At 66.9% G+C, this 23,721-nt stretch carries 23 protein-coding genes; 8 read left to right on the forward strand and 15 right to left on the reverse strand.

What is annotated here, in order from left to right; translation table 11 throughout:
• Positions 1-910: D-glycerate dehydrogenase (locus VF194_RS15170; protein ID WP_330892027.1), on the forward strand; the 910-nt coding region annotated here is incomplete at its 5' end.
• Positions 911-1,111: 201 nt separating this feature from the next.
• Positions 1,112-1,969: a pentapeptide repeat-containing protein gene (locus VF194_RS15175; protein WP_330892028.1), complete on the forward strand. Its 858-nt coding sequence runs from the start codon at positions 1,112-1,114 to the stop codon at positions 1,967-1,969.
• Positions 1,970-1,984: 15 nt separating this feature from the next.
• Here the strand turns inward: VF194_RS15175 and VF194_RS15180 are convergent, their stop codons facing one another.
• The 3 genes from VF194_RS15180 to VF194_RS15190 form a co-directional block, all read right to left on the reverse strand.
• A complete protein-coding gene (locus VF194_RS15180) occupies positions 1,985-6,109 on the reverse strand; it encodes an AAA family ATPase (RefSeq protein WP_330892029.1) in 4,125 nt (1,374 codons plus the stop codon).
• Between the two features lie 35 nt (positions 6,110-6,144).
• Positions 6,145-6,789 carry a DsbA family protein gene (locus VF194_RS15185; RefSeq protein WP_330892030.1) on the reverse strand — a complete coding sequence of 215 codons (645 nt, stop codon included), beginning with the start codon at positions 6,787-6,789 and terminating at the stop codon, positions 6,145-6,147.
• Positions 6,790-6,907: 118 nt separating this feature from the next.
• Entirely contained in the window at positions 6,908-7,417 is a 510-nt protein-coding gene (locus VF194_RS15190) for a DUF721 domain-containing protein (protein WP_330892031.1), read from the reverse strand.
• A 73-nt stretch (positions 7,418-7,490) separates the two neighbouring features.
• On the opposite strand from VF194_RS15190, the gene mutY reads away from it, so the two are divergent.
• Positions 7,491-8,594, forward strand: a complete 1,104-nt coding sequence (mutY, locus tag VF194_RS15195; protein ID WP_330892032.1) for an A/G-specific adenine glycosylase — start codon at positions 7,491-7,493, stop codon at positions 8,592-8,594.
• Here mutY and VF194_RS15200 read toward each other — a convergent pair.
• Positions 8,551-9,321 (reverse strand): crotonase/enoyl-CoA hydratase family protein, encoded by a 771-nt coding sequence (locus tag VF194_RS15200; protein ID WP_330892033.1) that lies wholly within the window; start codon positions 9,319-9,321, stop codon positions 8,551-8,553. The genes mutY and VF194_RS15200 overlap by 44 nt on opposite strands.
• A 145-nt stretch (positions 9,322-9,466) precedes the next feature.
• Here VF194_RS15200 and VF194_RS15205 point away from each other — a divergent pair, with 145 nt between their 5' ends.
• Positions 9,467-10,744 (forward strand): 3-deoxy-D-manno-octulosonic acid transferase, encoded by a 1,278-nt coding sequence (locus VF194_RS15205; protein ID WP_330892034.1) that lies wholly within the window; start codon positions 9,467-9,469, stop codon positions 10,742-10,744.
• A gap of 11 nt (positions 10,745-10,755) precedes the next feature.
• Here the strand turns inward: VF194_RS15205 and VF194_RS15210 are convergent, their stop codons facing one another.
• The 7 genes from VF194_RS15210 to VF194_RS15240 form a co-directional block, all read right to left on the reverse strand.
• A complete protein-coding gene (locus VF194_RS15210; RefSeq protein ID WP_330892035.1) occupies positions 10,756-11,664 on the reverse strand; it encodes an SDR family oxidoreductase in 909 nt (302 codons plus the stop codon).
• 27 nt (positions 11,665-11,691) lie between these two features.
• Positions 11,692-12,189 carry a KdsC family phosphatase gene (locus tag VF194_RS15215; RefSeq protein WP_330892036.1) on the reverse strand — a complete coding sequence of 166 codons (498 nt, stop codon included), beginning with the start codon at positions 12,187-12,189 and terminating at the stop codon, positions 11,692-11,694.
• A 92-nt stretch (positions 12,190-12,281) separates the two neighbouring features.
• Positions 12,282-12,554: a hypothetical protein gene (locus VF194_RS15220; RefSeq protein ID WP_330892037.1), complete on the reverse strand. Its 273-nt coding sequence runs from the start codon at positions 12,552-12,554 to the stop codon at positions 12,282-12,284.
• 36 nt (positions 12,555-12,590) lie between these two features.
• Positions 12,591-13,055 carry a YcgN family cysteine cluster protein gene (locus VF194_RS15225; protein WP_330892038.1) on the reverse strand — a complete coding sequence of 155 codons (465 nt, stop codon included), beginning with the start codon at positions 13,053-13,055 and terminating at the stop codon, positions 12,591-12,593.
• Positions 13,056-13,111: 56 nt separating this feature from the next.
• On the reverse strand, positions 13,112-14,341 hold the full coding sequence (locus VF194_RS15230; protein ID WP_330892039.1) for a polyhydroxyalkanoate depolymerase: 1,230 nt from the start codon (positions 14,339-14,341) through the stop codon (positions 13,112-13,114).
• 229 nt (positions 14,342-14,570) lie between these two features.
• Positions 14,571-15,194 carry an SCO family protein gene (locus tag VF194_RS15235; RefSeq protein WP_330892040.1) on the reverse strand — a complete coding sequence of 208 codons (624 nt, stop codon included), beginning with the start codon at positions 15,192-15,194 and terminating at the stop codon, positions 14,571-14,573.
• 5 nt (positions 15,195-15,199) lie between these two features.
• Entirely contained in the window at positions 15,200-15,514 is a 315-nt protein-coding gene (locus tag VF194_RS15240) for a 4a-hydroxytetrahydrobiopterin dehydratase (RefSeq protein WP_330892041.1), read from the reverse strand.
• A 120-nt stretch (positions 15,515-15,634) separates the two neighbouring features.
• On the opposite strand from VF194_RS15240, the gene VF194_RS15245 reads away from it, so the two are divergent.
• Complete coding sequence (locus VF194_RS15245) at positions 15,635-16,060, forward strand: metallopeptidase family protein (RefSeq protein WP_330892042.1); 426 nt, start codon at positions 15,635-15,637, stop codon at positions 16,058-16,060.
• An 8-nt stretch (positions 16,061-16,068) separates the two neighbouring features.
• Here VF194_RS15245 and cobB read toward each other — a convergent pair whose 3' ends face one another.
• The 4 genes from cobB to VF194_RS15265 form a co-directional block, all read right to left on the reverse strand.
• Complete coding sequence (gene cobB / locus VF194_RS15250) at positions 16,069-16,791, reverse strand: Sir2 family NAD+-dependent deacetylase (protein ID WP_330892043.1); 723 nt, start codon at positions 16,789-16,791, stop codon at positions 16,069-16,071.
• Positions 16,775-17,401, reverse strand: a complete 627-nt coding sequence (thpR, locus tag VF194_RS15255; RefSeq protein WP_330892044.1) for an RNA 2',3'-cyclic phosphodiesterase — start codon at positions 17,399-17,401, stop codon at positions 16,775-16,777. Before thpR ends, cobB begins: the two co-directional genes overlap by 17 nt.
• Positions 17,402-17,478: 77 nt before the next feature.
• Positions 17,479-18,534 (reverse strand): NADP(H)-dependent aldo-keto reductase, encoded by a 1,056-nt coding sequence (locus VF194_RS15260; protein ID WP_330892045.1) that lies wholly within the window; start codon positions 18,532-18,534, stop codon positions 17,479-17,481.
• 91 nt (positions 18,535-18,625) lie between these two features.
• A complete protein-coding gene (locus VF194_RS15265; RefSeq protein WP_330892046.1) occupies positions 18,626-19,288 on the reverse strand; it encodes an arylesterase in 663 nt (220 codons plus the stop codon).
• 39 nt (positions 19,289-19,327) lie between these two features.
• Between VF194_RS15265 and VF194_RS15270 the strand changes: the two genes are divergently transcribed.
• The 3 genes from VF194_RS15270 (at position 19,328) to VF194_RS15280 (ending at position 23,589) form a co-directional block, all read left to right on the forward strand.
• Positions 19,328-20,080, forward strand: a complete 753-nt coding sequence (locus VF194_RS15270; RefSeq protein ID WP_330892047.1) for an ABC transporter ATP-binding protein — start codon at positions 19,328-19,330, stop codon at positions 20,078-20,080.
• Between the two features lie 2 nt (positions 20,081-20,082).
• Positions 20,083-22,623 carry an ABC transporter permease gene (locus tag VF194_RS15275; RefSeq protein WP_330892048.1) on the forward strand — a complete coding sequence of 847 codons (2,541 nt, stop codon included), beginning with the start codon at positions 20,083-20,085 and terminating at the stop codon, positions 22,621-22,623.
• Between the two features lie 240 nt (positions 22,624-22,863).
• Entirely contained in the window at positions 22,864-23,589 is a 726-nt protein-coding gene (locus VF194_RS15280) for a Bax inhibitor-1/YccA family protein (RefSeq protein ID WP_330892049.1), read from the forward strand.
• Positions 23,590-23,721: the final 132 nt, after the last annotated feature.

Below are 23,721 nucleotides of genomic sequence, written 5' to 3' on the forward strand. Positions count from 1 at the left end.
CGACACGCGGCTCAACCTGACCGATACGCCGATGACGACGGCACAGCTCGTCGCCGCGGTGAAGCAGGCGGACGTGCTCGTCCCGACGGTCACCGACCGGATCGATGCCGGCGTGCTCGCGCAGGCCGGGCCGAACCTGAAGCTGATCGCCTCGTTCGGTACCGGTGTCGACCACATCGATCTCGCGACCGCGCGCCAGCGCGGGATCACGGTGACCAATACCCCCGGCGTCCTCACCGAGGACACTGCAGACATGACGATGGCGCTGATCCTCGCCGTCGCGCGGCGGCTGGCCGAGGGCGAGCGCCTGATCCGGGCAGGCAAATGGCAAGGCTGGGGGCCGACCTTCATGCTCGGCCACCGCATCTGGGGAAAGCGGCTCGGGATCATCGGCATGGGGCGGATCGGCCAGGCGTTGGCGCGGCGTGCCCGCGGCTTCGGCCTGTCGATCCACTATCACAACCGCCGGCGCGTTCCGGACGAAATCGAGCACGCGCTCGAGGCGACGTACTGGGAAAGCCTCGACCAGATGCTTGCGCATATGGACATCGTGTCGGTGAATTGTCCGCACACTCCGGCCACCTACCACCTTCTGTCGGCCCGGAGGCTCAAGCTCCTGCGCGAGCATGCGATCATCGTCAACACGGCGCGCGGCGAGGTGATCGACGAGAACGCGCTCGCGCGCATGCTCGCCAACAAGGAGATTGCCGGCGCCGGGCTCGACGTCTTCGAGCACGAGCCCGCGGTGAACCCGAAGCTTCTGCGCCTCGACAACGTCGTCCTTCTGCCGCACATGGGCTCGGCAACGCTCGAGGGCCGGGTCGACATGGGCGAGAAGGTCATCATCAACATCAAGACCTTCGCCGACGGGCATGCGCCGCCTGACCGGGTCATTGCCGGATTGCTGTGAAACCGCCACGGCGCCGGGCCTTCCGGCGCCGTTTTCGTATCGGCATGCCGTGATCGTATTTTTCAACAATCCTATTCTCTTTATACGAGTACGGCGCCATACTGGCGCAACAACGCCACCTCCCGCATGACCGCGTCGCCGCCATACGCTCCCTGCCCCTCCGATCTGGGCGACCTTTTGGAGTCGCATGGCCGTTTCGTCATGTCGATCGGCAGTTCGGTGCGCATCGGCCGGCGGCTGCAACTCGAACGGGTCGACCTCGACGCCGTCAAGCTGCACAAGCGCGATCTGCGCCACGCCGCCCTGCGCTTTTGCCGCCTGGCCTGCGCCGATCTGCGCGAGAGCAAATTCGTCGAGGCCGAATTGCCGGCCTGCGATTTCACCGCCGCCGATCTGAGCGACGCCGATTTTTCCAAGGCGGATATGCGCGGCACCGATCTGAGCCGCGCCGTGCTGACCGGCACCAGGTTCAACGAAGCCCAGTTCGGCCCGTATCGTGCCGCCGGCGCCGAGCCTGGCACCGCCACCAGGCTGCATGCCGCGAGCCTGCGCGGCGCATCCTTCGCCCGCGCCATACTGATCGATGCCAGCTTCGACAGGGCGAATTTGCAGGATTGCAGTTTCGCCTATGCGCGGCTGGAGAATATCAGCTTCCAGGGGGCCGATCTGCGCGGCGCCGATTTCGCGCTGGCCGATATCGCCGAAGATACCCTGGCCGGGATCGCGGCGGCCGGCGGCACGCTGCCGCTGCGCCCCGAACAGGAGCAGATCCGCGACATCGTGCGCGAGCACGAGGCCTGGGTCATCAGCAACGGCGGCTGCGGCCGGCGCGCAAACCTCAATCGCCATTGCCTGATCGGTGCCGATTTGAGCCGGGCCAATCTCAGCGGCGCCGATCTGAGCGAGGCCAACCTCACGGCGGCGAATTTATCGGGCGCCAAGCTGATCTGCGCCGATCTGCGCGGCGCCAATCTGTCGCGCGCCAATACCCTGGACGCCGATTTCCGCGGGGCCCAGTTGGACGGCAGCTTCGGCTTCAATCAGGCCGAAATGCTGTAGCGCCCCGCCGCCCGCCTACGCCGTCGCGCGCAGGGCCTCCGCCCCGGCCAGGTCGACCGAGACCAGCGTCGAGACGCCGCGCTCGGCCATGGTGACGCCGAACAGGCGGTCCATGCGGGCCATGGTGATCGGATGGTGGGTGACCACCACGAAACGCGTGCCCTCGCCGATATCCGAGGTCTGCCGCGCCATCGCCTCCATCAGGTTGCACAGGCGCTCCACATTGGCGTCGTCCAGCGGTGCGTCCACCTCGTCCAGCACGCAGATCGGCGCCGGGTTGGTGAGGAAGACCGCGAAGAGCAGCGACAGGGCCGTCAAAGCCTGCTCGCCGCCCGAGAGCAGCGACATGACCTGCAGGCGCTTGCCCGGCGGCGAGGCGTAGATCTCCAGGCCGGCCTGCAGCGGATCGTCGCTTTCGACGAGCTGCAGATGGGCGCGGCCGCCGCCGAACACCTCGACGAACAGCTTCTGGAAATGCTCGTCCACCTTCTTGAAGGCGTCCAGGAGGCGCTCGCGGCCTTCCTTGTTGAGCGACGAGATGCCCTGGCGCAGCTTGTCGATGGCGGCGACGAGATCGTTCTGCTCGGTCTGCAGGGTGGTGAGCTTTTCCTCCACCTCCTGCGCCTCGATATCGGCGCGCAGATTGACCGGCCCCATGTTGTCGCGCTCCTTGCGCAGGCGCTCGAGCCGGTTTTCGACCTGCGGCAGTTCGGGGAAATCCTCGCCCTCGTCCACCTCGCCGGCCTTGAGCACCTCGTCCAAGGTGCAATCCAGCGCCTCGCGCACGCGGATCGCCAGTTCGTCCATGCTGGTCTTCTGATGCTCGAGATCGGCTTCGGCGCGCACGCGCTCTTCGCGGGCGGCGCCGAGGATCTGCTCCAGCTCGCGCGCCGTCTTGGCGGCGAGCTGCTGCGCGGCTTCCGCATTGGCGAGGGTGTCGGCGGCTTCGTTGCGCTCGGCCTCGGCGATGGCGATCTGATCGAGCAGGGCCGCACGGCGGCTGTCGATCTCGAGCGGAATCTGCTCCAGGCGCTGCAGCTCGGCCTCGGCTTCCTCGCGCCGCTGGGCCAATGCCGTGATCTGCTGGCTGGCGCTTTCGAAGCGGGCGGCGGCGGTGCGGCGCTCGACGACGATGGCTTCCAGACGGCGGGCGCGGGCCTCGGCGTCGCGGCGCAGCTGCTCCAGCGCGGCGCGGCGTTCGGCAAGCGCCTGGCGCAGCGCATTGACCTCGTCGCGCACCATGGCGATGAGCTGACGCACATCGTCTTCCGGCGGCATCGCCTCGAGGGCGGCGATCTCCGCCTGCCGCGCCTGCTCGGCTTCGGCGATCTCGGCTTCGGTCTGCTGCTTCTGATCGGCCAAAGCGGCCAGGCGCGACTGGCGCTCGGCTTCCTTGCGAACCACCTCAGCCTGCCTGTCGCGCGCCAGGCCAAGCTCGCGGTCGGCGCGGGCGATATCCTGATTGGCGCGTTCGCGGGCAGCCTGACGCTCGCGCTCGGCGGCGGCGACAGCCTGGCCGGCGCGCTCGCGGGCGGCCTGACGGTCGCGTTCGGCCTGACTGACGCCCTGGTTGGCGCGGTCGCGCGCGCCCTGGCGTTCGCGTTCGGCGGCGGCAACCGCCTGGCTGGCGCGCTCGCGCGCTTCCAGGGCGGCGCGTTCCGCCATCTGTACGATGCTGGCGGCCTGCTCGCGGGCGGCGGCGCGCGCCTGTTCGGCGGCCTGCACGATGCTGGCGGCCTGCTCGCGCGCCGCAGCGCGCTCGTTGTCGGCGGCGGTCACCGCCTGACGGGCGGCGCGCTCGGCGGCGGCGGCGGCTTCGGTCGCCTGCTTGGCCTGCTCATAGCGCTGCTGGGCATCGGCCAGCCTGCCTTCCAGCTCGCGCAATTCCTCGCGCAGATCGGCAAGGCGGTTGCGCTGCTCCAGCTTCAGCGAAGCGGCCGTCGGCGCGCCGGCCTTGACGGTGAAGCCGTCCCAGCGCCACAGCGCGCCGGATTTCGACACCACGCGCTGGCCCAGCCGCAATTCCGCGCGGATGCGGGCGCCGTCGGCGTCGTCGCCGACGATGCCGATCTGGCTGAGGCGGCGCTGCAGCGCGGCCGGCCCGGTCACGTATTTCGACAGCGGCTCGACCCCGGCAGGCAGCGGCGGCGCATCGGCCAGCGGCGGCAGCGCATCCCAGTGCATCGGCGCGTTCGGATCGGTCGCGGCATTCAACTCGTCGGCCAGCGCCGCACCGAGCGCCTTCTCGCAACCGGGCGCCACCGTGACCTGATCGATCAGCGGCGGAAAGAGATTGCTCTCGTCGATCTTGAGCAGCTTGGCGAGGCCCGCCTCTTCGGCCTTGAGCCTGGTCAACTCGCCCTGCACGCCCTGCCAGGCTTCGCGCGCCGCCTGTTCGGCCTGGGCGACATTGGCGCGTTCGGCCTCGGCCGCCTCCTGCTCGCGGCGCGCCGCCGCGATCTTCTCGGCATGCTCGGCTTCCACCGCATTCAGTCCGGCCCGCGCGGTTTCGATCTTCTGCGCATGCTCGCCCTCGACGGCGGCGAGGCCGGCGCGCGCCTGCTCGATCTTGCGCTCATGCTCGGCGTCGAGCTCGGCCATCGCGGCGCGGGCGGCTTCGATCTTCTGCGCATGCTCGGATTCGACCGCTTCCAGAGCGGCGCGGGCGGCTTCGATCAGCCGCGCCTGTTCGGCCTCGACGGTCTCGTAGGCGGCGCGCGCCGCCTCGAGCTTCTGCGCATGCTCGGCCTCGACGGCATCGAGCGCCAGCCGCGCCGCCTCGACCGCCTGCTGCTTGGCCTCGACCTCGGCATTGGCGGTTTCGGCCTCGGCCAGGGCTTCCGTCTGCTCCTGCAGGCGCTGCTCTTCCGCGGCGATCTCGTCGATCCGGCCGCGCAGACGGGCCAGCCGCCGCTCGGCATCCTCGATGGCCTGACGCAGACGGGCGCGCTGCGCCTGCTCCTGGGCGGCGCGTTCGGTCAAGCGGTCGAGTTCGCCCTGCCGCTCGTCGACCCGGCCCTGCGCCTCGGCCACGCCGCTTTCGGCGCCGGCCTGGGCTTCCGCCTCGCCGGCACGCCGGGCTTCCAGTTCCTGCTGCTCGACATCCAGCCGCTGCACGGTGGCCTCGGCCTCCTGGGCCAGACCGCTTTCGCGACCGGCATCGGCGCCGATCTGGGCGAGCCGCGCGCGCACCTGCTCGGCGGCTTCGCGGGCGCGGCCTTCCTCGGCATCCAATCCGTCGCGGGCAACCGCCAGGCGATGCAGCTTGGCACCGGCCTCGGCCTCATGCTGGCGCAGGGCCGGCAAGGCTTCGCCGGCGATGCGCTCGGCCTCATGCGCTTCGCTGACCTGCAAGGTGCGGTCGGCGACGTCGCGCTCGGCGGCATGCAGCGCCTGCTCGGCCTCGGCCATGGCCTTGCGCAGAGCTTCGTGCTTGAGGTGGAACAGGATGGCTTCGGTCTTGCGTATCTGGCCGGCGATGTTGCGGTAGCGGCTGGCCTGGCGGGCCTGGCGCTTGAGCGACTGCAACTGGTTGTCAAGCTGGCCGATCACATCGACCACGCGCTCCAGATTCTGCTCGGCCGCCTTCAGCCGCAATTCGGCTTCGTGGCGGCGCGAATGCAGGCCGGAAATGCCGGCCGCCTCTTCCAGCAGCATGCGGCGGTCGGTCGGCTTGGCGTTGATGATGGCGCCGACGCGGCCCTGGCTGACCATGGCCGGCGAATTGGCGCCGGAGGCCAGATCGGCGAACAGCAACTGCACGTCGCGCATGCGGACGTCGTTGCCGTTGATACTGTAGTCGGAACCCTTCTCGCGCTCGATGCGCCGGGTGATCTCGAGCATCTCCTGCTCGTTGAAGGCAGGCGGCGCCGTGCGTGACTTGTTGTCGAGGAACAGCGTCACCTCGGCGATATTGCGCGCGGGCCGCGTGGCGGTTCCGGCAAAGATCATGTCGTCCATGCCGGAACCGCGCATGCGTTTTGCGGAATTCTCGCCCATGACCCAGCGCAGGGCTTCCACCAGATTGGATTTGCCGCAGCCATTCGGGCCGACGATCCCGGTCAGGCCGGGATGAATGATGAAATCCGTCGGCTCGACGAAGGACTTGAAACCGGACAGACGCAACTTGGTGAACTGCACAGGGACTCCCTTTCAGTGACGCTGTCGGCGAAGCCCTACTTGGACTTCGCCTTCACCAGCGCGTTGAGCTTGGTGCGCAAATCATCCAGCGACGGCACGCCGGGCTCGGCCTTGCCGTCGATGATGAGCGTCGGCGTCGAGTTGACGCCGAGTTTCTGATTGGCATCGAGGCGCGACTGCAGGATGTAGTCGCCGAGCGCCTTGTCCTTCAGACAGGCATCGAACTGCTCGGACGTCATACCGCCGAGCCGGCCGATCTGCTTGAGCGCCGCCACCGGGTCCTTCGCGGTGGCCCATTCGACCTGCTGGGCGAAGAGCACGTCGACATAGGTGAAATATTTCTCCGGGCCGGCACAGCGCGCCATGATGCTGCCGACGAAGGCGAGCTGGTCGAGCGGGAAATCGCGGAAGATCAGCTTGACCTTGCCGGTATCGATGAATTCGGTCTTGATCGCCGGCAGGACTTCCTGATCGAAATGGGCGCAATGCGGGCAGGTCATCGAGGCGTACTCGATGATGGTGACCGGGGCATCGGCCTTGCCGAGCACCATGTCCTGCAGGCGGGGATCCGCTCCCGGCTTGCCATCCTGGGCCCAAACGGGGCCGCCAGCGGCCAGAACAAGCGCGAAAATGGCCGCGATCAGGGCATGGGCGGAAACGAAACGCTGTATATATTTCATAAGGATGCTCCCACCCCCTACATCTAGGGGGCATATTATGTTTCGGCGGGACCGGCCTCAACCGGACTCTGCCGTTATCCACAAGAATCTGGCGCGGACAAGGCGCCGCGCCGGTCGATCAGCGGCGCGCACCAAGAATTGATCGTCCAAGATTTTCAAGGGCTTGGCGTAAGCCGCGATCCTCGATCCCCGCCAGCATCGCGGCGAGCCGGGCCGCCGCCTCCGAACTGAGCGGCCGGCTGGCGCGGGGCGGCGGAGCCGGCGACTCGGCACGGTGGATCGGCTTCTGCTTGAGCCGCAGCCCGGCGATGGCGCGATAGCCGAAATAGCCATTCACCTTTTCCACCACGAACGGCGCAAGATGCTGCAATTCCAGAGCAAAGGCCGGGCTGACCGCGATCTCCAGCGTGGCGGCATGACCGGCGCCGGCGGCATAGATCAGCCGCTCGGGCTGGGTCTCCTGGTAGAGCATCGGCCCGGCAATCGCCTCCCAATGGGAGAGGATATCCGCCAAAGCGGCGCCGCGCTGTTTCACGACGGGGCCGGTCAGCCGGTGCAGCGCCGCGCCCAGCGCCTTGGGCGCATTGAAGCGCTGGGCCGGATCGCGCCGTTTCGGGGGATTGCTCATGCCGGCATTCTAAGCCCTGCACCGGCGGCGCGCGACACTTGCCCCGCCATTTCGCTATGCCTAGGGTCGCGCCATGGCCGCAAAGACGCCGGATATCGCAAAGCCGCTGCTGGCCTGGTACGACCGGCATCACCGCACCTTGCCCTGGCGCACGCCGCCGGGCGCCCCGCCGATGGATCCATACCGCGTCTGGCTCAGCGAGGTGATGCTGCAGCAGACCACCGTGCCGGCGGTGATTCCGTATTTCCACAAATTCCTCGCGCGCTGGCCGCGCGTGCAGGATCTTGCCGCCGCGCCCGTCGAGGCGGTGATGGAGGCCTGGGCAGGCCTGGGCTACTACGCCCGCGCCCGCAACCTGCATAAATGCGCGCAGGCCGTCGCCGCCAAACTCGGCGGCAGGTTTCCCGATACCGAAGAAGGCCTGCTGGAACTGCCCGGCATCGGCGCCTATACGGCCGCCGCGATCGCGGCGATCGCCTTCAACCGCCGCGCCGCGGTGATGGACGGCAATGTCGAGCGCGTGCTGGCGCGGCTGTTCGCCGTCGAAACGCCGCTGCCGCAGGCCAAGCCGGAATTGCGCCATCTGGCCGAACGGGTCACGCCGCAGGAACGGCCCGGCGATTTCGCGCAAGCCATGATGGATCTCGGCGCCACGATCTGTATGCCGAAGAATCCCGACTGCCTGCTCTGTCCGTTGCGCGCGGCCTGCCGGGCGCGCCAGCAGGGCTGCGCCGAAAGCCTGCCGCGCAAGGCCGCGAAGGCGGCGCGTCCGGTGCGGCATACCACGGCCTTCCTGCTGCAGCGCGAGGATGGCGCGGTGCTGCTGCGGCGCCGGCCGCCGAAGGGCCTGCTCGGCGGCATGCTGGAAGTGCCGAGCACGCCCTGGCGCGAAACGCCCTGGCAGGACGGCGAAGCGCTGGCCCATGCGCCGCATGCCTGCGACTGGCAGGCGATGAGCGGCACGGCCAAGCATGTATTCACCCATTTCGCGCTGAAGATCGCGGCTGTGCATGGCCGCGTTAACGCCAAGGCGGCCGCCGACCTGGACGGATTCTGGCAGCAGCCCCAGGAGGCGGCGCTGCCGACCGTGATGAAGAAGATGCTCCGGCTGCTGCCGGCCGAAAGCGCTACCGTCAGATCGACGAGAAATCCCCGCCGCGGCCGAGCCCGCTCTTGAAGCGCGCGGCGCCGGCGATCGCCTCCTTCTCGACGATCGGCAGGCCGCCTTCGGCCTCGTCATGCAGGGCGGCATCGAGCGACAGATCCCATTGCCGATAGCTGGAAGCGCGGTCCGCCTTCATGCAGGCCTGCGGAAAACGCGCGATTTCAGCCGCCAATGCCTCGGCGGCGGCGCGGGCCTCGCCTTTCGGCACGACGCGGTTGGCAAGTCCGATCTGCAGGGCCTCGTCGGCCTGCACCGGCCGGCCGGTGAGGATCATGTCGAGGGCGCGGCTATGGCCGATCAGGCGCGGCAGCCGCACCGTGCCGCCATCGATCAGCGGCACGCCCCAGCGGCGGCAGAAGACGCCGAACACCGCATCGGCTTCGGCGACCCGCAGATCGCACCACAGGGCCAGCTCCAGTCCGCCGGCGACGGCATGTCCGGCCACGGCGGCGATGACGGGTTTGGACAGCATCAGCCGCGTCGGCCCCATCGGCCCCTCGCCCTCCGGCGAGACATCGTTGCGCTTGTCGCCATCGGCGATGGCTTTGAGATCGGCGCCGGCGCAGAAGGTGCCACCGGCGCCCCAGAGCACGGCAACGCGCGCAGACTCGTCGAGATCGAAATCCTTGAAGGCCTGCCGCAATGCGTCGGCGGTCGGGCGGTCGACGGCATTGCGGGCCTGCGGCCGGTTGAGGATCACAGTGGTCACCGGGCCGTTCTTCTCGATCTGCACGCTCATGCTGGTCCCTCCCTCGTGAACGGGCAGGCTGACAGCCCGGGGCAGGGCCGGCAAGCCTTAATCCGTCCCTTCGCAACGGCAATATTCGCAGCGATCCGCCGCCTGGAATCTAGCGAGCGGCAAACGGAGCTTGCTATACACCCTCATGGCTTCCGATTGGCGACGCTCGATCTGGCGCGGCGCCGGGCATCTGCTCGGCCCGGTCCTGCATCTGTGGCTGCATCGCCGGGCGCGGCGCGGCAAGGAGGATCCGGAGCGGCTGCAGGAGCGGCTGGGCAGGGCTTCGCTGCCGCGGCCCGACGGCATCCTGATCTGGTGCCACGCGGCCAGCGTCGGCGAGGCACAATCGGTGCTGCCGCTGTTGCAGCATCTGCACAAGCAGCGGCCCGATCTGATCCTGCTGCTCACCACCGGCACGGTGACATCGGCCGCATTGGTGAAGCAGCGCGGCGGGCCCGGCATCCTGCATCAATATGCGCCGCTGGACCTGCCGGGCGCGGTCGACAGCTTCCTTGCGCATTGGCGGCCGTCGCTGGCGCTGTGGACGGAATCGGAATTCTGGCCGGGCCTGCTGAACGCGTTGAAACAGCGCGGCCTGCCGGTGCTGCTGGTCAATGCGCGCATGTCGGAGCGCTCCTGCCGGCGCTGGGCGCTGGCACCCGATACGGCGCGATGGCTGCTCGGCTGCTTCACCGCGATCTTCGCCCAGACCATGCAGGATGCCGAGCGCCTGCGGCGGCTGGGCGCCGGGGATGTGCAGCAGGCCGGCAACCTGAAACAGGCGGCGCCGCCCTTGCCGGCCGACGATGACGATGTGGTGGCATGGCAGATGATGCTGGCGCAGCGGCCGCGCTGGCTCGCCGCCAGCACGCATCCCGGCGAGGAAGACGTCGTCGCCGGCGTGCATCGCACCTTGAAGCTGCGCTTTCCGCAATTGCTGACGCTGATCGTCCCGCGCCATCCGAAACGCGGCCCCGAGATCGCCGCCAGCCTGGCGGCGCAGGGCTTGTGCATCGCGCTGCGCTCGCGCGGCGATACGGTGGATGAGGCCACCGATATCTATATCGCCGATACGATGGGCGAGCTTGGCCTGTGGTATCGCGTCAGTTCCCTGGCCTTCATGGGCGGTTCGCTGATCCCGCATGGCGGACAGAATCCGCTGGAGCCGGCGCGGCTTGGCTGCGCCGTGCTGTTCGGGCCGTCGATGTTCAATTTCAGCGAGGCGGTCGACGGCCTGATCGCGGCCGGCGGCGCGCAGCAGATCGCCGATGAGGCCGAACTGACCGCCGCCGCCGGCATCCTGCTGGCCGAACCGCAGCGCTGCGAAGCGATCGGCGAGAATGCCCGCGCCTATGCCGCCGAACAGGGCCGCATCATCGAAGCGCTGACCGCGGCGGTACTGGAGCGGCTCGCTCCCGTCTGAGCGTCCAAGCCTCAGTCGCCGATGAAGGGCTTGGCGATATGGCCGACTTCCTCCATCGACGAGGCGAAATGCTGCGGCTTGGACATGTCGGTGATCTTCGCGTAATTGGCGGCGAAATCCTCGATCGTGACCTTGGCGTCGACGCCGAAGAACATGCCCTGCGATTCCATGATCTGCATCTTGGCGTAGAAGCCCGCGCCGGCCGAGATGATGTCGCCCGTGGCGGTGCAGGCTTCCGAGCAGAGATAAGCGACCGCCTGGCTGACATATTCGGGCTTCAGATGCGGCAGCAGCTTGGCGGGCAGCAGGGATTCGGTCATGCGCGTGGCGGCGACCGGCGCGATGGTGTTGACCAGGATGCCGTATTTCGCGCCTTCCTGCTTGAGCGCATTCATCAGACCGACCACGCCCATCTTGGCGCCGGCGTAATTCGACTGGCCGAAATTGCCGTACAAGCCGGAATTCGACGAGGTCATCACCACGCGGCCGTAATTCTGCTGCTGCATGATCGGCCAGGCCGCCTTGGTCACGTAAGCCGAGCCGAGGAAATGCACCTTCACGACGGTATCGAAATCGGCCAGGTCCATCTTGGCGAAGGTCTTGTCGCGCAAAATCCCGGCATTGTTGACGACGATATCGACGCGGCCGAACGCATCCATCGCGGTCTTGACGATATTCGCTGCCGCCTGCGGCTCCGACACGCTGTCGTAATTGGCGACCGCCTCGCCGCCATTCGCCTTGATCTCGGCCACCACCGCATCGGCCGCCTTGGCCGAGCCGCCGGTGCCGTCCACCGCGCCGCCCAGGTCGTTGACCACCACCCTGGCGCCGCGCGAGGCGAGCAGCAGAGCGTGGCTGCGGCCGAGGCCCGCACCGGCGCCGGTGACGATGGCGACGCGATTATTGAAATCGATGGCCATGATTACTTTCTCCTTCAATCTTCGATGTCAGATTTTATGAGCGAGCAGCAGATCGCAGACCTCGCGCACCGCGCCATGCCCGCCGGCAGCCTCCGTGACATAGGCGGCCGCCGCCTTGACCTGCGGACGGGCATTGGCGACGGCAACCGGCAGGCCGACCGCCTGCATCAGCTCGAGATCGTTGAGATCGTCGGCGACGTGGCAGACCTCGTCGAGGCCGATGCCGGTCGCGGCGCAGATTTCCTTCAGCTTGGGCAGCTTGTCGTGGATGTTCATGTAGCCGTGGCGGATGTTCAGCTTCTCGATCCGGCGCCCGATGGACGGCGTATCGCTCTGGGTGATCAGCGCCACCTCGATGCCGGCCCGCATGACGGCGACGATGCCGAAGCCGTCCTGGACGAAATACTTGCGCAGCTCCGAGCCATCCTCGGCGTAATACAGGCCGCCATCGGTCAGCGTGCCGTCGAGATCGAGCGACAGGAGCTTGATGTGGCCGAATCGGGCGATCAGGTCGGCGTCGAGCATGGAATGCGATTCCCCAAGCTTATGTCAGCGGGGGAGATTAGCGGGAATGGCGGGCTCGGCGCCAGTATTGACGCCGCGGAAAGCGTTATCGCTCAGCGCCGGTTCTGCTGTTGCAGCTGCTCTTGCTGGGTGCGCTGGCGCTGGAGTTCTTCCTGCAATTGCCGCTGGCGCTGCCGGTCGATCTGACGGCGGCTTTCCTCGTCGCGCAGGCGCTGCGATTCGTAGTTGCGCTGCTCGCGTTCCTGCTGCTGACGGTAATCCTCCTGCTTGAGCCGGTTCCATTCATCCGGCGTCGACGACGGTTGCGCAACGGCTGAAACGCTCAGCAGCAGGACGGCGACAGCGAATAACGACGGATGGCGCATGACCGCCTCCCATGGCTGGCTTATCCAAGCGGCCCGTTATCGAGGTTTGCCCGGGCCGGCGGCATCAAGCCAATACACGATGTGATCCTCGAGTTCGCCGGCCGTCTTCTCGGAAATGCAGCGGCCGGCCACCGACATGCCGGCCTGATGCACCGTCTCGCGGCTGCCGCTCTTCAAATGATGCCACCAGGGCAGATCCTTGCCGGCCAGGACGAGACGATAGGCGCAGGTCTTCGGCAGCCAATTCATGCTCTTGATCTTGGCCGGCGTCAGCTGGATGCAGTCGGGCACCAGCTTCTTGCGCTTGGCGTAGTTGCTGCACTGGCCGGTGGCGCAATTCAGCAACTTGCAGGCGACATTGGTCTGCTCGAGCTTGCCGGTATCGACATCCTCGAGGCGATAGAGGCAGCATTTGCCGCAGCCGTCGCACAGCGCCTCCCATTCGGAAGGCGTCATCTGATCGAGGCGCTTGCGCCGCCAGTACGGAAGGCTGCGAGACATAGACAGGATGTAAGGCAGTCGCCGCGAGGATGAAAGCCCCGCGGCGATCGAATCGCCTAACCGCGGTCGTGCTTGCGGATGAAGGCGCTCACCGTCGGCGCGATCTGTTCGCGCCAGCGGCGGCCGTTGAAGACGCCGTAATGGCCGACGCCGGCCTGCAGATGATGGCCGCGCTTGGAAGCCGGGATATTCGGGCAGATATCATGCGCCGCCTTCGTCTGGCCGACGCCGGAGATATCGTCCTTCTCGCCCTCCACCGTCAGCAAGGCCGTCTTGGTGATCGCCTTGGTATCGACCTTCTCGCCGCGGCAGGTCATCAGGCCGCGCGGCAATTCGTGATCCTGGAACACCCGCTTGACCGTCTGCAGGTAATATTCCGCCGGCAAATCCATGACCGCGAGATATTCGTTGTAGAAGGTATTATGCGCCTCCACGCTGTCGCCATCGCCCTTGACCAGATGATGGAACAGCCGGACATGGGCGCCGACATGGCGGTCCAGGTTCATGGTCATGAAGCCGGTAAGCTGGATGAAGCCGGGATAGACCGGCCGCATGAAACCGGCATGCGGAAACGGCACGCGGCTGATCACGCTGTGCTCGAACCATTCGATCGAGCGTTCCTGTGCCAGATCGTTCGGCACCGTCGGGCTGATGCGGGTATCGATCGGGCCGCCCATCAGCGTCATCGAGCGCGGCAGGTTCGGATCGTTGGCGGCCGACATCAGCGCCACGGCGGCCAAAACCGGCACCGAGGGCTGGCAGACCGCCATCACATGGCAGCCGGGGCCAAGCACATCGAGGAATTCGCGGACCAGATCGATGTAATCGTCCAGTTCGAAGGGGCCTTCGCGCAGCGGAATATCGCGCGCATCCTGCCAATCGGTGATGTAAACCTCGTGGCCCGGCAGCATCGCCTCCACCGTGCCGCGCAGCAGCGTGGCATAGTGGCCCGACAGCGGCGCCACGATCAGCAGCTTGGGATCGTTGCGTTCGGCGCAGCCCTCGCGCTCGAAATACTTCAGGTGGCAGAACGGCGAGCGGACCACGATCCGCTCGGTGACCTTGCGCGGCGCGCCGTCCACCAGGGTGGTGGCGAGGCCGAATTCCGGCTTGGAATAGCGCTTGGTGATATTGGTGAAAACCTCGAGGCCGGCGGCCAGCGTGCGGGCGGCCGGGGTGTAGTTCAGCGGCAGATAGGGCAGCTTCAGTGCCTGGGTCTGGGCTTCCGCAAGCGCCCGGACCGGCTGGAGCGCGGCTCGTTGAAGTTCGTACAACGAATAGAGCATCAGGTCCCACCCCTCTGCTGTGGCACCATCCTGGCGCCGTGATCCTAAACCCGAAACGGTTAACGTATCGGATCGCTACTACTGTTCTATATAGTCATTCCGGGAGCGATTCGTTCGTTTGTCATACAATGATTCGCCGCATAGGCGCAGAGTTATTTCGCAGTGCAGTGGCCCCAGCCTGCACCGTCCGGGCAGAAAGCGCGCAATTAAAAGATGTTAACCTGCCCAATCAGAGCTTGCTGCGGATGCGTTCTGCGATCTCATCCGGGGTGGCGTCGTGACGTAAATGCGCCAAATACCGGCCTTTCCGGTCCATCAGATAGATGAATCCGGAATGATCGACGGCATAGCCGAGGCTGGAATTTTTAAGCTCCGCCTTCTGATAGTAAACACGATACTCTTTTGCGACTTTCGCTATTTGCTCCGGCGTACCGGTCAGCCCGATCAGCCGCGGATGGAAGGCCTGGACATATTCCTTCAGCACGGCCGGCGTATCCCGCTCCGGGTCGACGGTGATCATGATCGGCTGCACCTGGTCGCCGGCGGCACCCAGTTCATCCATCGCCAGGGCGATATTCTGCAACCCGGTCGGGCAGATATCCGGGCAGTTTGTATAGCCGAAATAGACCAGCATCAGCTTGCCGGCGAAATCCTTGTCGCTGACCGTCTTGCCGTCCTGGTCGGTCAGGGCGAAGGGGCCGCCGATCGTCACCTGGCCGATGCCGGCGCCGTTGTCGTCCGACCGGCCGCCCGGGCCGAACCAGCGATAGGCCGTCAGACCGGCAAGAGCGGCGAGCAGGATGGCCGCGACAATGATCAGGCCGCGGGTCAAACCGCGCTGTGCGGGAGACATGGTTTTCAGCTTGCCTTTCCGCCAAGGGCCGAGGCGGCCCCTTCAATGAAGGTCGCCAGCGTGACATCGCGCTGGCTGAGCCCGCCGGCGTCATGGGTGGTCAGCGTGATCGTCACGCGGTTATAGACATTGGACCATTCCGGGTGGTGGTCCATTTTCTCGGCCATCAGCGCCACGCGGGTCATGAAGCCGAAAGCGGCGTTGAAATCGGCGAAGACGAAGCTCTTTGCAATGGCGTCCCGGCCCTCGACGGGCTGCCAGCCGGTCAGCGATTGCAAAGCCGTTGCCCGCGCCGCGCCTTCCAGTCTCTGGATTGCCATGCCATCCTCCTTGCCGACAGCCCGGTTTTCCGGACATGCCGCAGATGAAGTGCGAGGGAAGCTAACGCGCAGGGCAGCCCGCTTCAACCGGTGCCGGCGCCGAATGGGACAATCCGCCACATGGCAACAAGGTCCAATCCGAACCTGACCGGCTTGACCGCCCCCGGCCTCGACGACATCGCCGCCATCGCGGAGATGGAACTGAACCGGCTGAAGCCGGCGCTGGGGCGCTATATCGACAGCGTGCCGGTGCAGGTCGCCGAATTCGCCGACGAGGAGACGCTGGACGAGATGGGCTGCGAAACGCCCTTCGATCTGCTCGGCCTCTATCGCGGCGGCAGCATCCTGGCCGAGCAGCGCGCCCTGACCGGCACCCTGCCGGTGATGATCTTCCTCTATCGGCGGCCGTTACTGGATTACTGGTGCGAAACCGGCGAGACGCTGCGCCGGGTAATCCGCCATGTGCTGATCCACGAAATCGGCCATCATATCGGCCTGTCGGACGACGACATCGACCGCATCGAGTCCGAGTCCGAGAACGATTAGCTGGCGTCTCAGCCGGCCGCGCGCAGCAGCCTCTCGACGAAGGACGGCACCACCTTCGTGGCCGGGCCGTAGATGCCCTCGTCGAACAGCGAATAGCCATCGGAGCGGTCGAGGTTGAGTTCGAGCGTATGGGCGCGGCCGATACGGCGCACTTCCGCAACAAAGCCCGCCGCCGGATAGACCTGACCCGACGTACCGATCGAGACGAACATATCGCAGCGCTCCAGCGCCGCATAGATCTCGTCCATGTGCAGCGGCATTTCGCCGAACCAGACGACATGCGGGCGCATCGCACCGGCATCGCCGCAAGCGGGACAGGCGGTCGCCAGGTCGAGATCGCCGTTCCACGGCCGCACGCTCTGGCACAGGTCGCAGCGCACTTTCGTCAGCTCGCCATGCATATGCAGCAGGTTGCGCGAACCGGCCCGCTCATGCAGGTCGTCGACATTCTGCGTCACCACCAGCACCTCGCCGGGCCATCGGCGTTCGAGCTCGGCCAGGGCGTAATGCGCCTTGTTGGGTTCGGCTTCGATCAGATTCCTGCGCCGGGCATTGTAGAAGTCATGCACCAGCACCGGGTTGCGGGCGAAACCCTCCGGCGTGGCGACATCCTGCAGATCGTATTTGGTCCACAGGCCGTCCTTGTCGCGGAAAGTGCCGAGACCGGATTCCGCTGAAATGCCGGCCCCGGTCAGGATGACGATGCTGGCCGGCCTAGCGGCCATGGCCATAGGCAGCCGCTTCCAGCGCGTCCCAGTGATCGGCCTCGGCCGACATCCAGTCCTCGTCGTGATCTTCGTTCAGGCCGTCGAGCCGGTAGACGCGTTCCGGCGTATAGATCGCCCCCGAGCTGGACAGGAAGCTGGAATACAGCACGAAGCGCTCGCATATGAAGCCCGGCGCCTCGTAGAGCGCATGATGGCTCAGGAAAGCGCCGAGGCGATCCACCGGGGCGTTGTTGAGCCGCGCCAGCGTGACATGCGGCGCGAATTTGCGCCGGTCGGGCGCCAGACCGGCCCGCAACACCGCGTTGTCGACCTTTTCCTGCAGCCGGTTCAGTGCCGGATTGGGCCGCACGCCGGCCCACAGCGAATGGCTCTTGCGCTTGTCGCCGAAGGTGCCGACCCCGAACAGCTTCAGCTCGAAACTCGGCATGGTGATGCCGGAGAGTTCATCGGCGACGGCATGGGCAGCGCGGCCATCGACTTCGCCGATGAAACGCAAGGTGAGATGGAATTGATCGGGTTTCGCCCAGCGGGCGCCGGGCACGCCGGCGCAAAGAGTGGCAAGAGACTGGCGGATCTCTTCCGGGAAACTGATGGCGACGAACAAGCGGATCATGGCTCGGCCCTCCGCTGCAACGGGCGCTCGCACGCCCAGACATGAGTCGCTGACCGCGCCTCCGGGGAAGCGGAAAATCAGGCGCTCGGGTTCGGTTGATCGCGATGGATCGCTTCGATGCCGTCCAGAACCTCCTGTGAAAGTTTCACCTCGATGCTGTCGATATCGCTCTTGAGCTGTTGCATCGTCGTGGCGCCGATGATGTTGGCGGTCACGAAAGGCCGGCTGTTCACATAGGCCAGCGCCATCTGCGCCGGATCGAGTCCGTGCTGGCGCGCCAGCGCCACGTAGCGCTCGGTGGCCCGCTCGGTCTGCGGATTGCTGTAGCGGGTGAAGCGGGTGAACAGCGACAGCCGGGCGCGTTCGGGACGGGCCCCGCCCAGGTATTTGCCGCTGAGCACGCCCATCGCCAGCGGCGAATAGGCCAGCAGCCCCACGTCTTCGCGATGCGCCATTTCCGCCAAACCGACCTCATACCAGCGGTTCACCAGGTTGTACGGATTCTGAATCGAGGCGATCCGCGGCAATCCCTTGGCCTCCGCCGCCTGCACATGCCGCATCACCCCCCAGGGGGTTTCGTTCGAGACGCCGAAGGCCCGGACCTTGCCCGCCTTTTTCAACGCGGCAAAGGCATCGAGGGTTTCCTCGATGGCGACGGTTTCCTCCTCGCGGTGCTTGTATTCCGCGGCGCCGAAATTGTTGGTGGACCGGTCCGGCCAATGGGTCTGGTAGAGGTCGATATATTCGGTCTGCAGCCGCTGCAGGCTGCTGTCGATCGCCTCGAAAATCTGCGCCCGGCTCAAATTCGGCGCCTGCTTGTCGCGGCGCAGCCAGTCGAAACTGCCGCGCGGCCCGCCGCCGCGGCCGGCCACCTTGGTGGCCAGGATCACTTTGTCGCGATTCTTGCGCGCCTTCAGCCAGGTGCCGATATAGCGCTCGGTGCGGCCCTGGGTTTCGGCCCGCGGCGGCACCGGATACATCTCGGCGGTATCGATGAAATTGATGCCGCGCTCCAGCGCGTAATCGAGCTGGGCATGGGCCTCTGCCTCGGAATTCTGTTCGCCCCAGGTCATCGTACCCAGGCAGATCAGGCTGACCGTGATATCGGTGCGGCCCAGGCGACGGAACTCCATGACCAAACTCCCAACGCGAAACACCCCCGCCCCAACCAGCGGCAGGCCCATATTGTCGGTCTGCCCATGAATTTACAACTATGATTTGCGATCAGCTCTGCAGGAACCGCAAAATCTGGGGAAGAATGCGCTCCACCATCACCGCGACGCCCTGCCGATTGGGATGCATGCCGTCGTCGAGATTCAGCTTCGGATCCGCCGCCACGCCGTCGAGAAAGAAGGGATACAGCGGCACGTCGCGCTTTTTCGCCACGGCGGGAAAGATCGCCTCGAAGCGGCGGCCGTAATCGGCGCCGAGATTGGGCGCCGCCCGCATGCCGATCAGCATGACCTTCACGCCGGCCTGCTGCAGCTTCGCGACGATCGCATCGAGATTGGCTTCGGCCTGTTCGGGCGGGAGCCCGCGCAGCATGTCGTTCGAGCCGAGTTCGACCAAGGCATGGCTCGGCTGATCGGCCAGCGCCCAATCGACCCGCGCCAGACCGGCCGAGGTGGTATCGCCCGACACGCCGGCATTGATGACCGGAATATCGACGCCATGCGCCTTCAGCGCCTGCTGCAATTGCACCGGAAAGGCCGCGTCCGGCGGCAGGTTATAGCCGGCCGAGAGGCTGTCGCCGAATACCAGCAGCTTGCGCGGCGCAGCCCCGGCGGGCAATGCCGGCAACAGGACCAGCAGCGTGACCAGGATCACCAGCGCCGCCGAACATGCATTGCGGCGCCGCAGGAAAGCCCCATATCTTGCGTGTTTCATTGTCGCATTTTCCATCCTGTAGCGCAGGCTCAGAAGCACATGGCCCCATCCAAGGCGAAACCCTCGGCCGGCGAACAGCGCGCCATCGTGGCCCTGAGCGATGTCCATCTCACTCTCACGAGCACGGCCGGGCCGGTCAACATCCTGCGCGGCATCGACCTGAACGTGATGCCGGGCGAGCATGTCGGCATCGTCGGGCCGTCGGGATCGGGCAAGTCCACGCTGCTCGCCGTCATCGCCGGGCTGGAACGGGTCAGCAGCGGCAAGGTCGATGTCGCCGGCGCCGACCTTAATGGCTTGAGCGAAGACCGCCTGGCGCTGTGGCGGCGCAATCATGTCGGCATCGTCTTCCAGAGCTTCCATCTGATTCCGACCATGACGGCGCTGGAGAATGTCGCCGTGCCGCTGGAACTCGCCGGCGCAGCCGATGCCGCCGGGCGCGCCCAGGCCGCGTTGGCCGAAGTCGGGTTGGGGCATCGTCAGGCGCATTATCCGGCGCAGCTTTCCGGCGGCGAACAGCAGCGCGTCGCCCTGGCCCGCGCCGTGGCCGCGCGCCCGGCGCTGCTGCTGGTGGACGAGCCGACCGGCAATCTCGACGGCGGCACCGGCCAGGCCATCATCGACCTGATCTTCAACGAGGCGGGCAAGCTCGGCTCGACCCTGATCCTGATCACCCATGACGACAAGCTGGCCGCGCGCTGCGATCGCGTGCTGCGCATCGAGGACGGCCGCATCATCGGCGATACCGGCGACCGCGCCGCCGCCGGGCTGCAGCGCCGGACGGCCGACTGAGCATGGCGGCCCAGTTCCTCTCCCCGCCCCTCTCCCTGCGTTTCTCGCTGCGCGAATTGCGCGGCGGCCTGCGCGGCTTCCGGCTTTTCGTCGCCTGCCTGGCCCTGGGCGTCGCCGTGATCGCCGGGATCGGCACATTGTCGGCCGCCATCGTCGCCAGCCTGGAGCAGAATGGCCGCAGCCTGCTGGGCGGCGATATCGAGTTCCGCCTGGTGCAGCGCCCGGCCGATGCCGCACAGCAGGCCTTCCTGCGGCGCCGGGGCAGGCTCTCCGAGACCGTGACCATGCGCGCTATGGCGCATGCCCCGAACAGCGATCAGCGCACGCTGGTCGAATTGAAGGCCATCGATGGCGCCTACCCGCTTTATGGCGAACTGGCGCTGGAACAGCCGATCGCGCTGGCCGACGCGCTGGCGCCCCGCGATGGCGTGCCCGGCGCGGTGGTCGATCCGCAGACCCTGCTGCGCCTCGCTGCCAAACCGGGCGATCCGATCGAACTCGGCGACGCCATGTTCGAGATCCGCGGCGTGATCGCCCGGGAGCCCGACAAGGCGACCCAGGGCCTGACGCTCGGCCCGCGGGTGATGATCGGCCTCGATGCGCTGCCCGCGACCGGACTGATCAAGCCCGGCAGCCTCGCCTATTGGCATTACCGCATCGGCTTGCCGCCCGGCATCGCGGCCGCCGAGGTCGAGGCGGCGGCCAAGGCCGATTTCGCCGCCGTCGGCTGGCGCATCCGCACCTGGCGCGACGGCAGTCCCGGCATCCGCCGCTTTCTCGGCCGCGCCTCGCTGTTCCTGGTGCTGGTCGGCCTGACCGCGCTGCTGATCGGCGGCGTCGGCGTGGCCAATGCCGTCCATGCGCATCTCGACGGCAAGACGACCACCATCGCCACGCTGAAATCGCTCGGCGCCACCACCGGCTTCATTTTCCGCGTCTATCTGTGGCAGACGCTCTTGCTGGCCGCGATCGGGATCGTCCTGGGGCTCGTCCTCGGCGCGGCATTGCCGAACCTGGCCGCCGGCCTGCTTGCCGCGATCCTGCCGCTGCCGCTGGTGCCGGGCATCTACGCCGCGCCTCTCTGGCTGGCCGCCATATACGGCCTGCTGGTGGCGCTCGCCTTTGCCATCTGGCCGCTGGCGCGCGCCGCCGACATCCGCCCGGCGGCGCTCTACCGCGATCTGGTGGCGCGCGGCCGGCGCTGGCCGCGCCCGCCTTATGTCGCGGCGACCTTCCTGCTGTTCCTCGCCCTGGCGGGCCTGGCCGTCCTCGGCGCCGAGGAGCGCCCCTTCGCGCTGTTCTTCGTGATCGGCGCCGTCGCCGCCTTCCTGCTGTTCCGCGCCGTCGCCATCGGCATCGCCCTCGCCGCGCGCCATGTCAGACCCTCGCGCGGCGGCGCCAGGCTGAAGCTTGCCTTGGCCAGCCTGCACCGGCCGGGCGCGGCGACCTCGGCCCTGCTGCTTTCGCTGGGCGTGTCGCTGACCCTGCTCGTCGCCGTGGCGCTCGTCGAAGGCAATCTGCAGGCGCAGGTGCAGGACCGCCTGCCCGGGGACGTGCCGGCGTTCTTCTTCCTCGACATCCAGCCGGATCAGCGCCAGGCGCTGACCGACATGGTCAAGGCCACACCCGGCACGCATGATCTGGAAATCGTGCCCAATCTGCGCGGCCGCATCACCAGCATCAAGGGCGTGCCCGCCGACCGGATCGATGCCGCGCCGGATCAGCGCTGGGTGCTGCAGGGCGATCGCGGCATCACCTTCGCCCGCGACCTGCCGAAAGGCTCCAGCCTCATCGCCGGGCAATGGTGGCCGGCCGATTACAACGGCCCGCCGCTGGTCTCGATAGAGGCGCGCGCCGCCCGCGGCCTCGGGCTTGAGGTCGGCGATACCTTGAGCGTGAACGTGCTCGGCCGCGAAATCGAGGCGACAGTCGCCAATATCCGGCAACTCGACTGGTCCTCCTTCGGCATCAATTACGTACTGGTCTTCTCGCCCGGCCTGATGGAGCGCGCGCCGCATACCTTGCTGGCCACCGTCAAGGCGGACGATGCGGCGGCGGAGGCCGCCCTGTTCCGTTCCGCAACGCAGAGGTTCCGCAACGTCTCGGTGGTGCGCATCAAGGATGTGCTGAGCGAGCTGAATGCGATCATCGCCAAGCTCGGCCTCGCCATCCGCAGCGCCGCGGGCGTGACGCTGATCGCCGGCCTGCTGGTGCTGGCCGGGGCGCTGGCGGCCGAGCATCGCCGGCGGCTGCGGGAGGGCGCGGTGCTGAAGGCGCTGGGCGCGACCCGGCGCGACATCCTGACGGCGCATCTGATCGAATACGGTCTGATCGGCCTGTGCGGCGCGGTGCTCGCCTTCCTGCTCGGCTGGGCGGTCGCCTGGGCGATGACGACGCACATGATGGGCAGCAGCTTCTTCTTCGCGCCGGGCCGCGCGGCGCTGACCGCTCTGGGCGGCGGCGCGGCGACGCTTCTGCTCGGCCTTGCCGGCGCCTGGCAGGCGCTGGCGGCAAAGCCTGCACCCCTGCTGCGCGCGACCTAGAGACCGGTGCCGTCGGACATAAATGACCGCCGGAACAGGGATATTGCGGTTTTCCGCCGCGGCGGTGCCCGCCGGCCACGACGATGACCGCCGCAATCCGCGGCGGGCCGGCCCGGCGGCTTCATAAAAATTAAAAGGATTTAATGAGTTATCCGCCCGCCCTGCCGCCGGTTGTCCTTGAAATCGACGGCACGGCAGACAATATATCGAACAGCAAAGAATCGTGAGGAGGGATCCACCATGCCGACGCCGTTCAACCAGCCGCGCTATGGCTACGGCGCCACGACGATTGAGCGCGCCACGATCGACCAGGCGCTGCGCTCCTACATGCTGCGGGTCTACAACTACATGGCCTCCGGCCTGGCGCTCAGCGCCATCGTCGCCGTGGCAGTGGCGCAGTCTCCGACGCTCATGCAGGCCCTGTTCGGCAGCGGCCTGGCTTTCGTGGTGATGTTCGCTCCGCTGGTGCTGCTGCTCATCATGAGCTTCGGCGCCAACCGGATGTCGGCCACCGCGACCCAGGCCCTCTACTGGGCCTTCACCGCGACCATGGGCCTGTCGCTGTCGACCATCTTCTTGGTCTATACCGGCACCTCGATCCTGCGGGTCTTCTTCATCACCGCCGGCATGTTCGGCGCCATGAGCCTGTGGGGCTACACCACGAAACGCGATCTGACCGGGATGGGCTCGTTCCTGTTCATGGGCGTGATCGGCCTGATCATCGCCAGCGTGGTGAACATGTTCCTGCACTCGACCGGCCTGCAGTTCGCCATCTCGATCATCACGGTGCTGGTCTTTACCGGCCTGACCGCCTTCCACACGCAGCGGATCAAGTCGGATTTCTACGCCGGCGATCCGGCCGAGATTCAAACCAAGCAGGCGGTGTTCGGGGCCGTGTCGCTCTACGTGAACTTCCTGAACATCTTCCTGGCCCTGCTGAATCTGATGGGCCAGCGCAACAACTGACGGCTTAATACCCGGGAAGACCAAGCCGGCCCCGGCGGGAAACCGCCGGGGCTTTTCATTTGTCCGTGACAGGACGATTGCGGCCGTCCTAAGCTTTCATTCGTCCACACTCGAATCGAAGGCAGCCACTCC

This window comes from Ferrovibrio sp., assembly GCF_036381655.1.
In the GTDB taxonomy this organism is placed as follows: domain Bacteria; phylum Pseudomonadota; class Alphaproteobacteria; order Ferrovibrionales; family Ferrovibrionaceae; genus Ferrovibrio.

Coding starts and splice junctions, on each gene's coding strand:
- VF194_RS15175 (WP_330892028.1), top strand. CDS start 1,112: ATGTCGATCGGCAGTTCGGTGCGCATCGGCCGGCGGCTGCAACTCGAA.
- VF194_RS15185 (WP_330892030.1), bottom strand. CDS start 6,789: ATGAAATATATACAGCGTTTCGTTTCCGCCCATGCCCTGATCGCGGCC.
- VF194_RS15190 (WP_330892031.1), bottom strand. CDS start 7,417: ATGAGCAATCCCCCGAAACGGCGCGATCCGGCCCAGCGCTTCAATGCG.
- mutY (WP_330892032.1), top strand. CDS start 7,491: ATGGCCGCAAAGACGCCGGATATCGCAAAGCCGCTGCTGGCCTGGTAC.
- VF194_RS15200 (WP_330892033.1), bottom strand. CDS start 9,321: ATGAGCGTGCAGATCGAGAAGAACGGCCCGGTGACCACTGTGATCCTC.
- VF194_RS15205 (WP_330892034.1), top strand. CDS start 9,467: ATGGCTTCCGATTGGCGACGCTCGATCTGGCGCGGCGCCGGGCATCTG.
- VF194_RS15210 (WP_330892035.1), bottom strand. CDS start 11,664: ATGGCCATCGATTTCAATAATCGCGTCGCCATCGTCACCGGCGCCGGT.
- VF194_RS15215 (WP_330892036.1), bottom strand. CDS start 12,189: ATGCTCGACGCCGACCTGATCGCCCGATTCGGCCACATCAAGCTCCTG.
- VF194_RS15220 (WP_330892037.1), bottom strand. CDS start 12,554: ATGCGCCATCCGTCGTTATTCGCTGTCGCCGTCCTGCTGCTGAGCGTT.
- VF194_RS15225 (WP_330892038.1), bottom strand. CDS start 13,055: ATGTCTCGCAGCCTTCCGTACTGGCGGCGCAAGCGCCTCGATCAGATG.
- VF194_RS15230 (WP_330892039.1), bottom strand. CDS start 14,341: ATGCTCTATTCGTTGTACGAACTTCAACGAGCCGCGCTCCAGCCGGTC.
- VF194_RS15235 (WP_330892040.1), bottom strand. CDS start 15,194: ATGTCTCCCGCACAGCGCGGTTTGACCCGCGGCCTGATCATTGTCGCG.
- VF194_RS15240 (WP_330892041.1), bottom strand. CDS start 15,514: ATGGCAATCCAGAGACTGGAAGGCGCGGCGCGGGCAACGGCTTTGCAA.
- VF194_RS15245 (WP_330892042.1), top strand. CDS start 15,635: ATGGCAACAAGGTCCAATCCGAACCTGACCGGCTTGACCGCCCCCGGC.
- cobB (WP_330892043.1), bottom strand. CDS start 16,791: ATGGCCATGGCCGCTAGGCCGGCCAGCATCGTCATCCTGACCGGGGCC.
- thpR (WP_330892044.1), bottom strand. CDS start 17,401: ATGATCCGCTTGTTCGTCGCCATCAGTTTCCCGGAAGAGATCCGCCAG.
- VF194_RS15260 (WP_330892045.1), bottom strand. CDS start 18,534: ATGGAGTTCCGTCGCCTGGGCCGCACCGATATCACGGTCAGCCTGATC.
- VF194_RS15265 (WP_330892046.1), bottom strand. CDS start 19,288: ATGAAACACGCAAGATATGGGGCTTTCCTGCGGCGCCGCAATGCATGT.
- VF194_RS15270 (WP_330892047.1), top strand. CDS start 19,328: ATGGCCCCATCCAAGGCGAAACCCTCGGCCGGCGAACAGCGCGCCATC.
- VF194_RS15275 (WP_330892048.1), top strand. CDS start 20,083: ATGGCGGCCCAGTTCCTCTCCCCGCCCCTCTCCCTGCGTTTCTCGCTG.
- VF194_RS15280 (WP_330892049.1), top strand. CDS start 22,864: ATGCCGACGCCGTTCAACCAGCCGCGCTATGGCTACGGCGCCACGACG.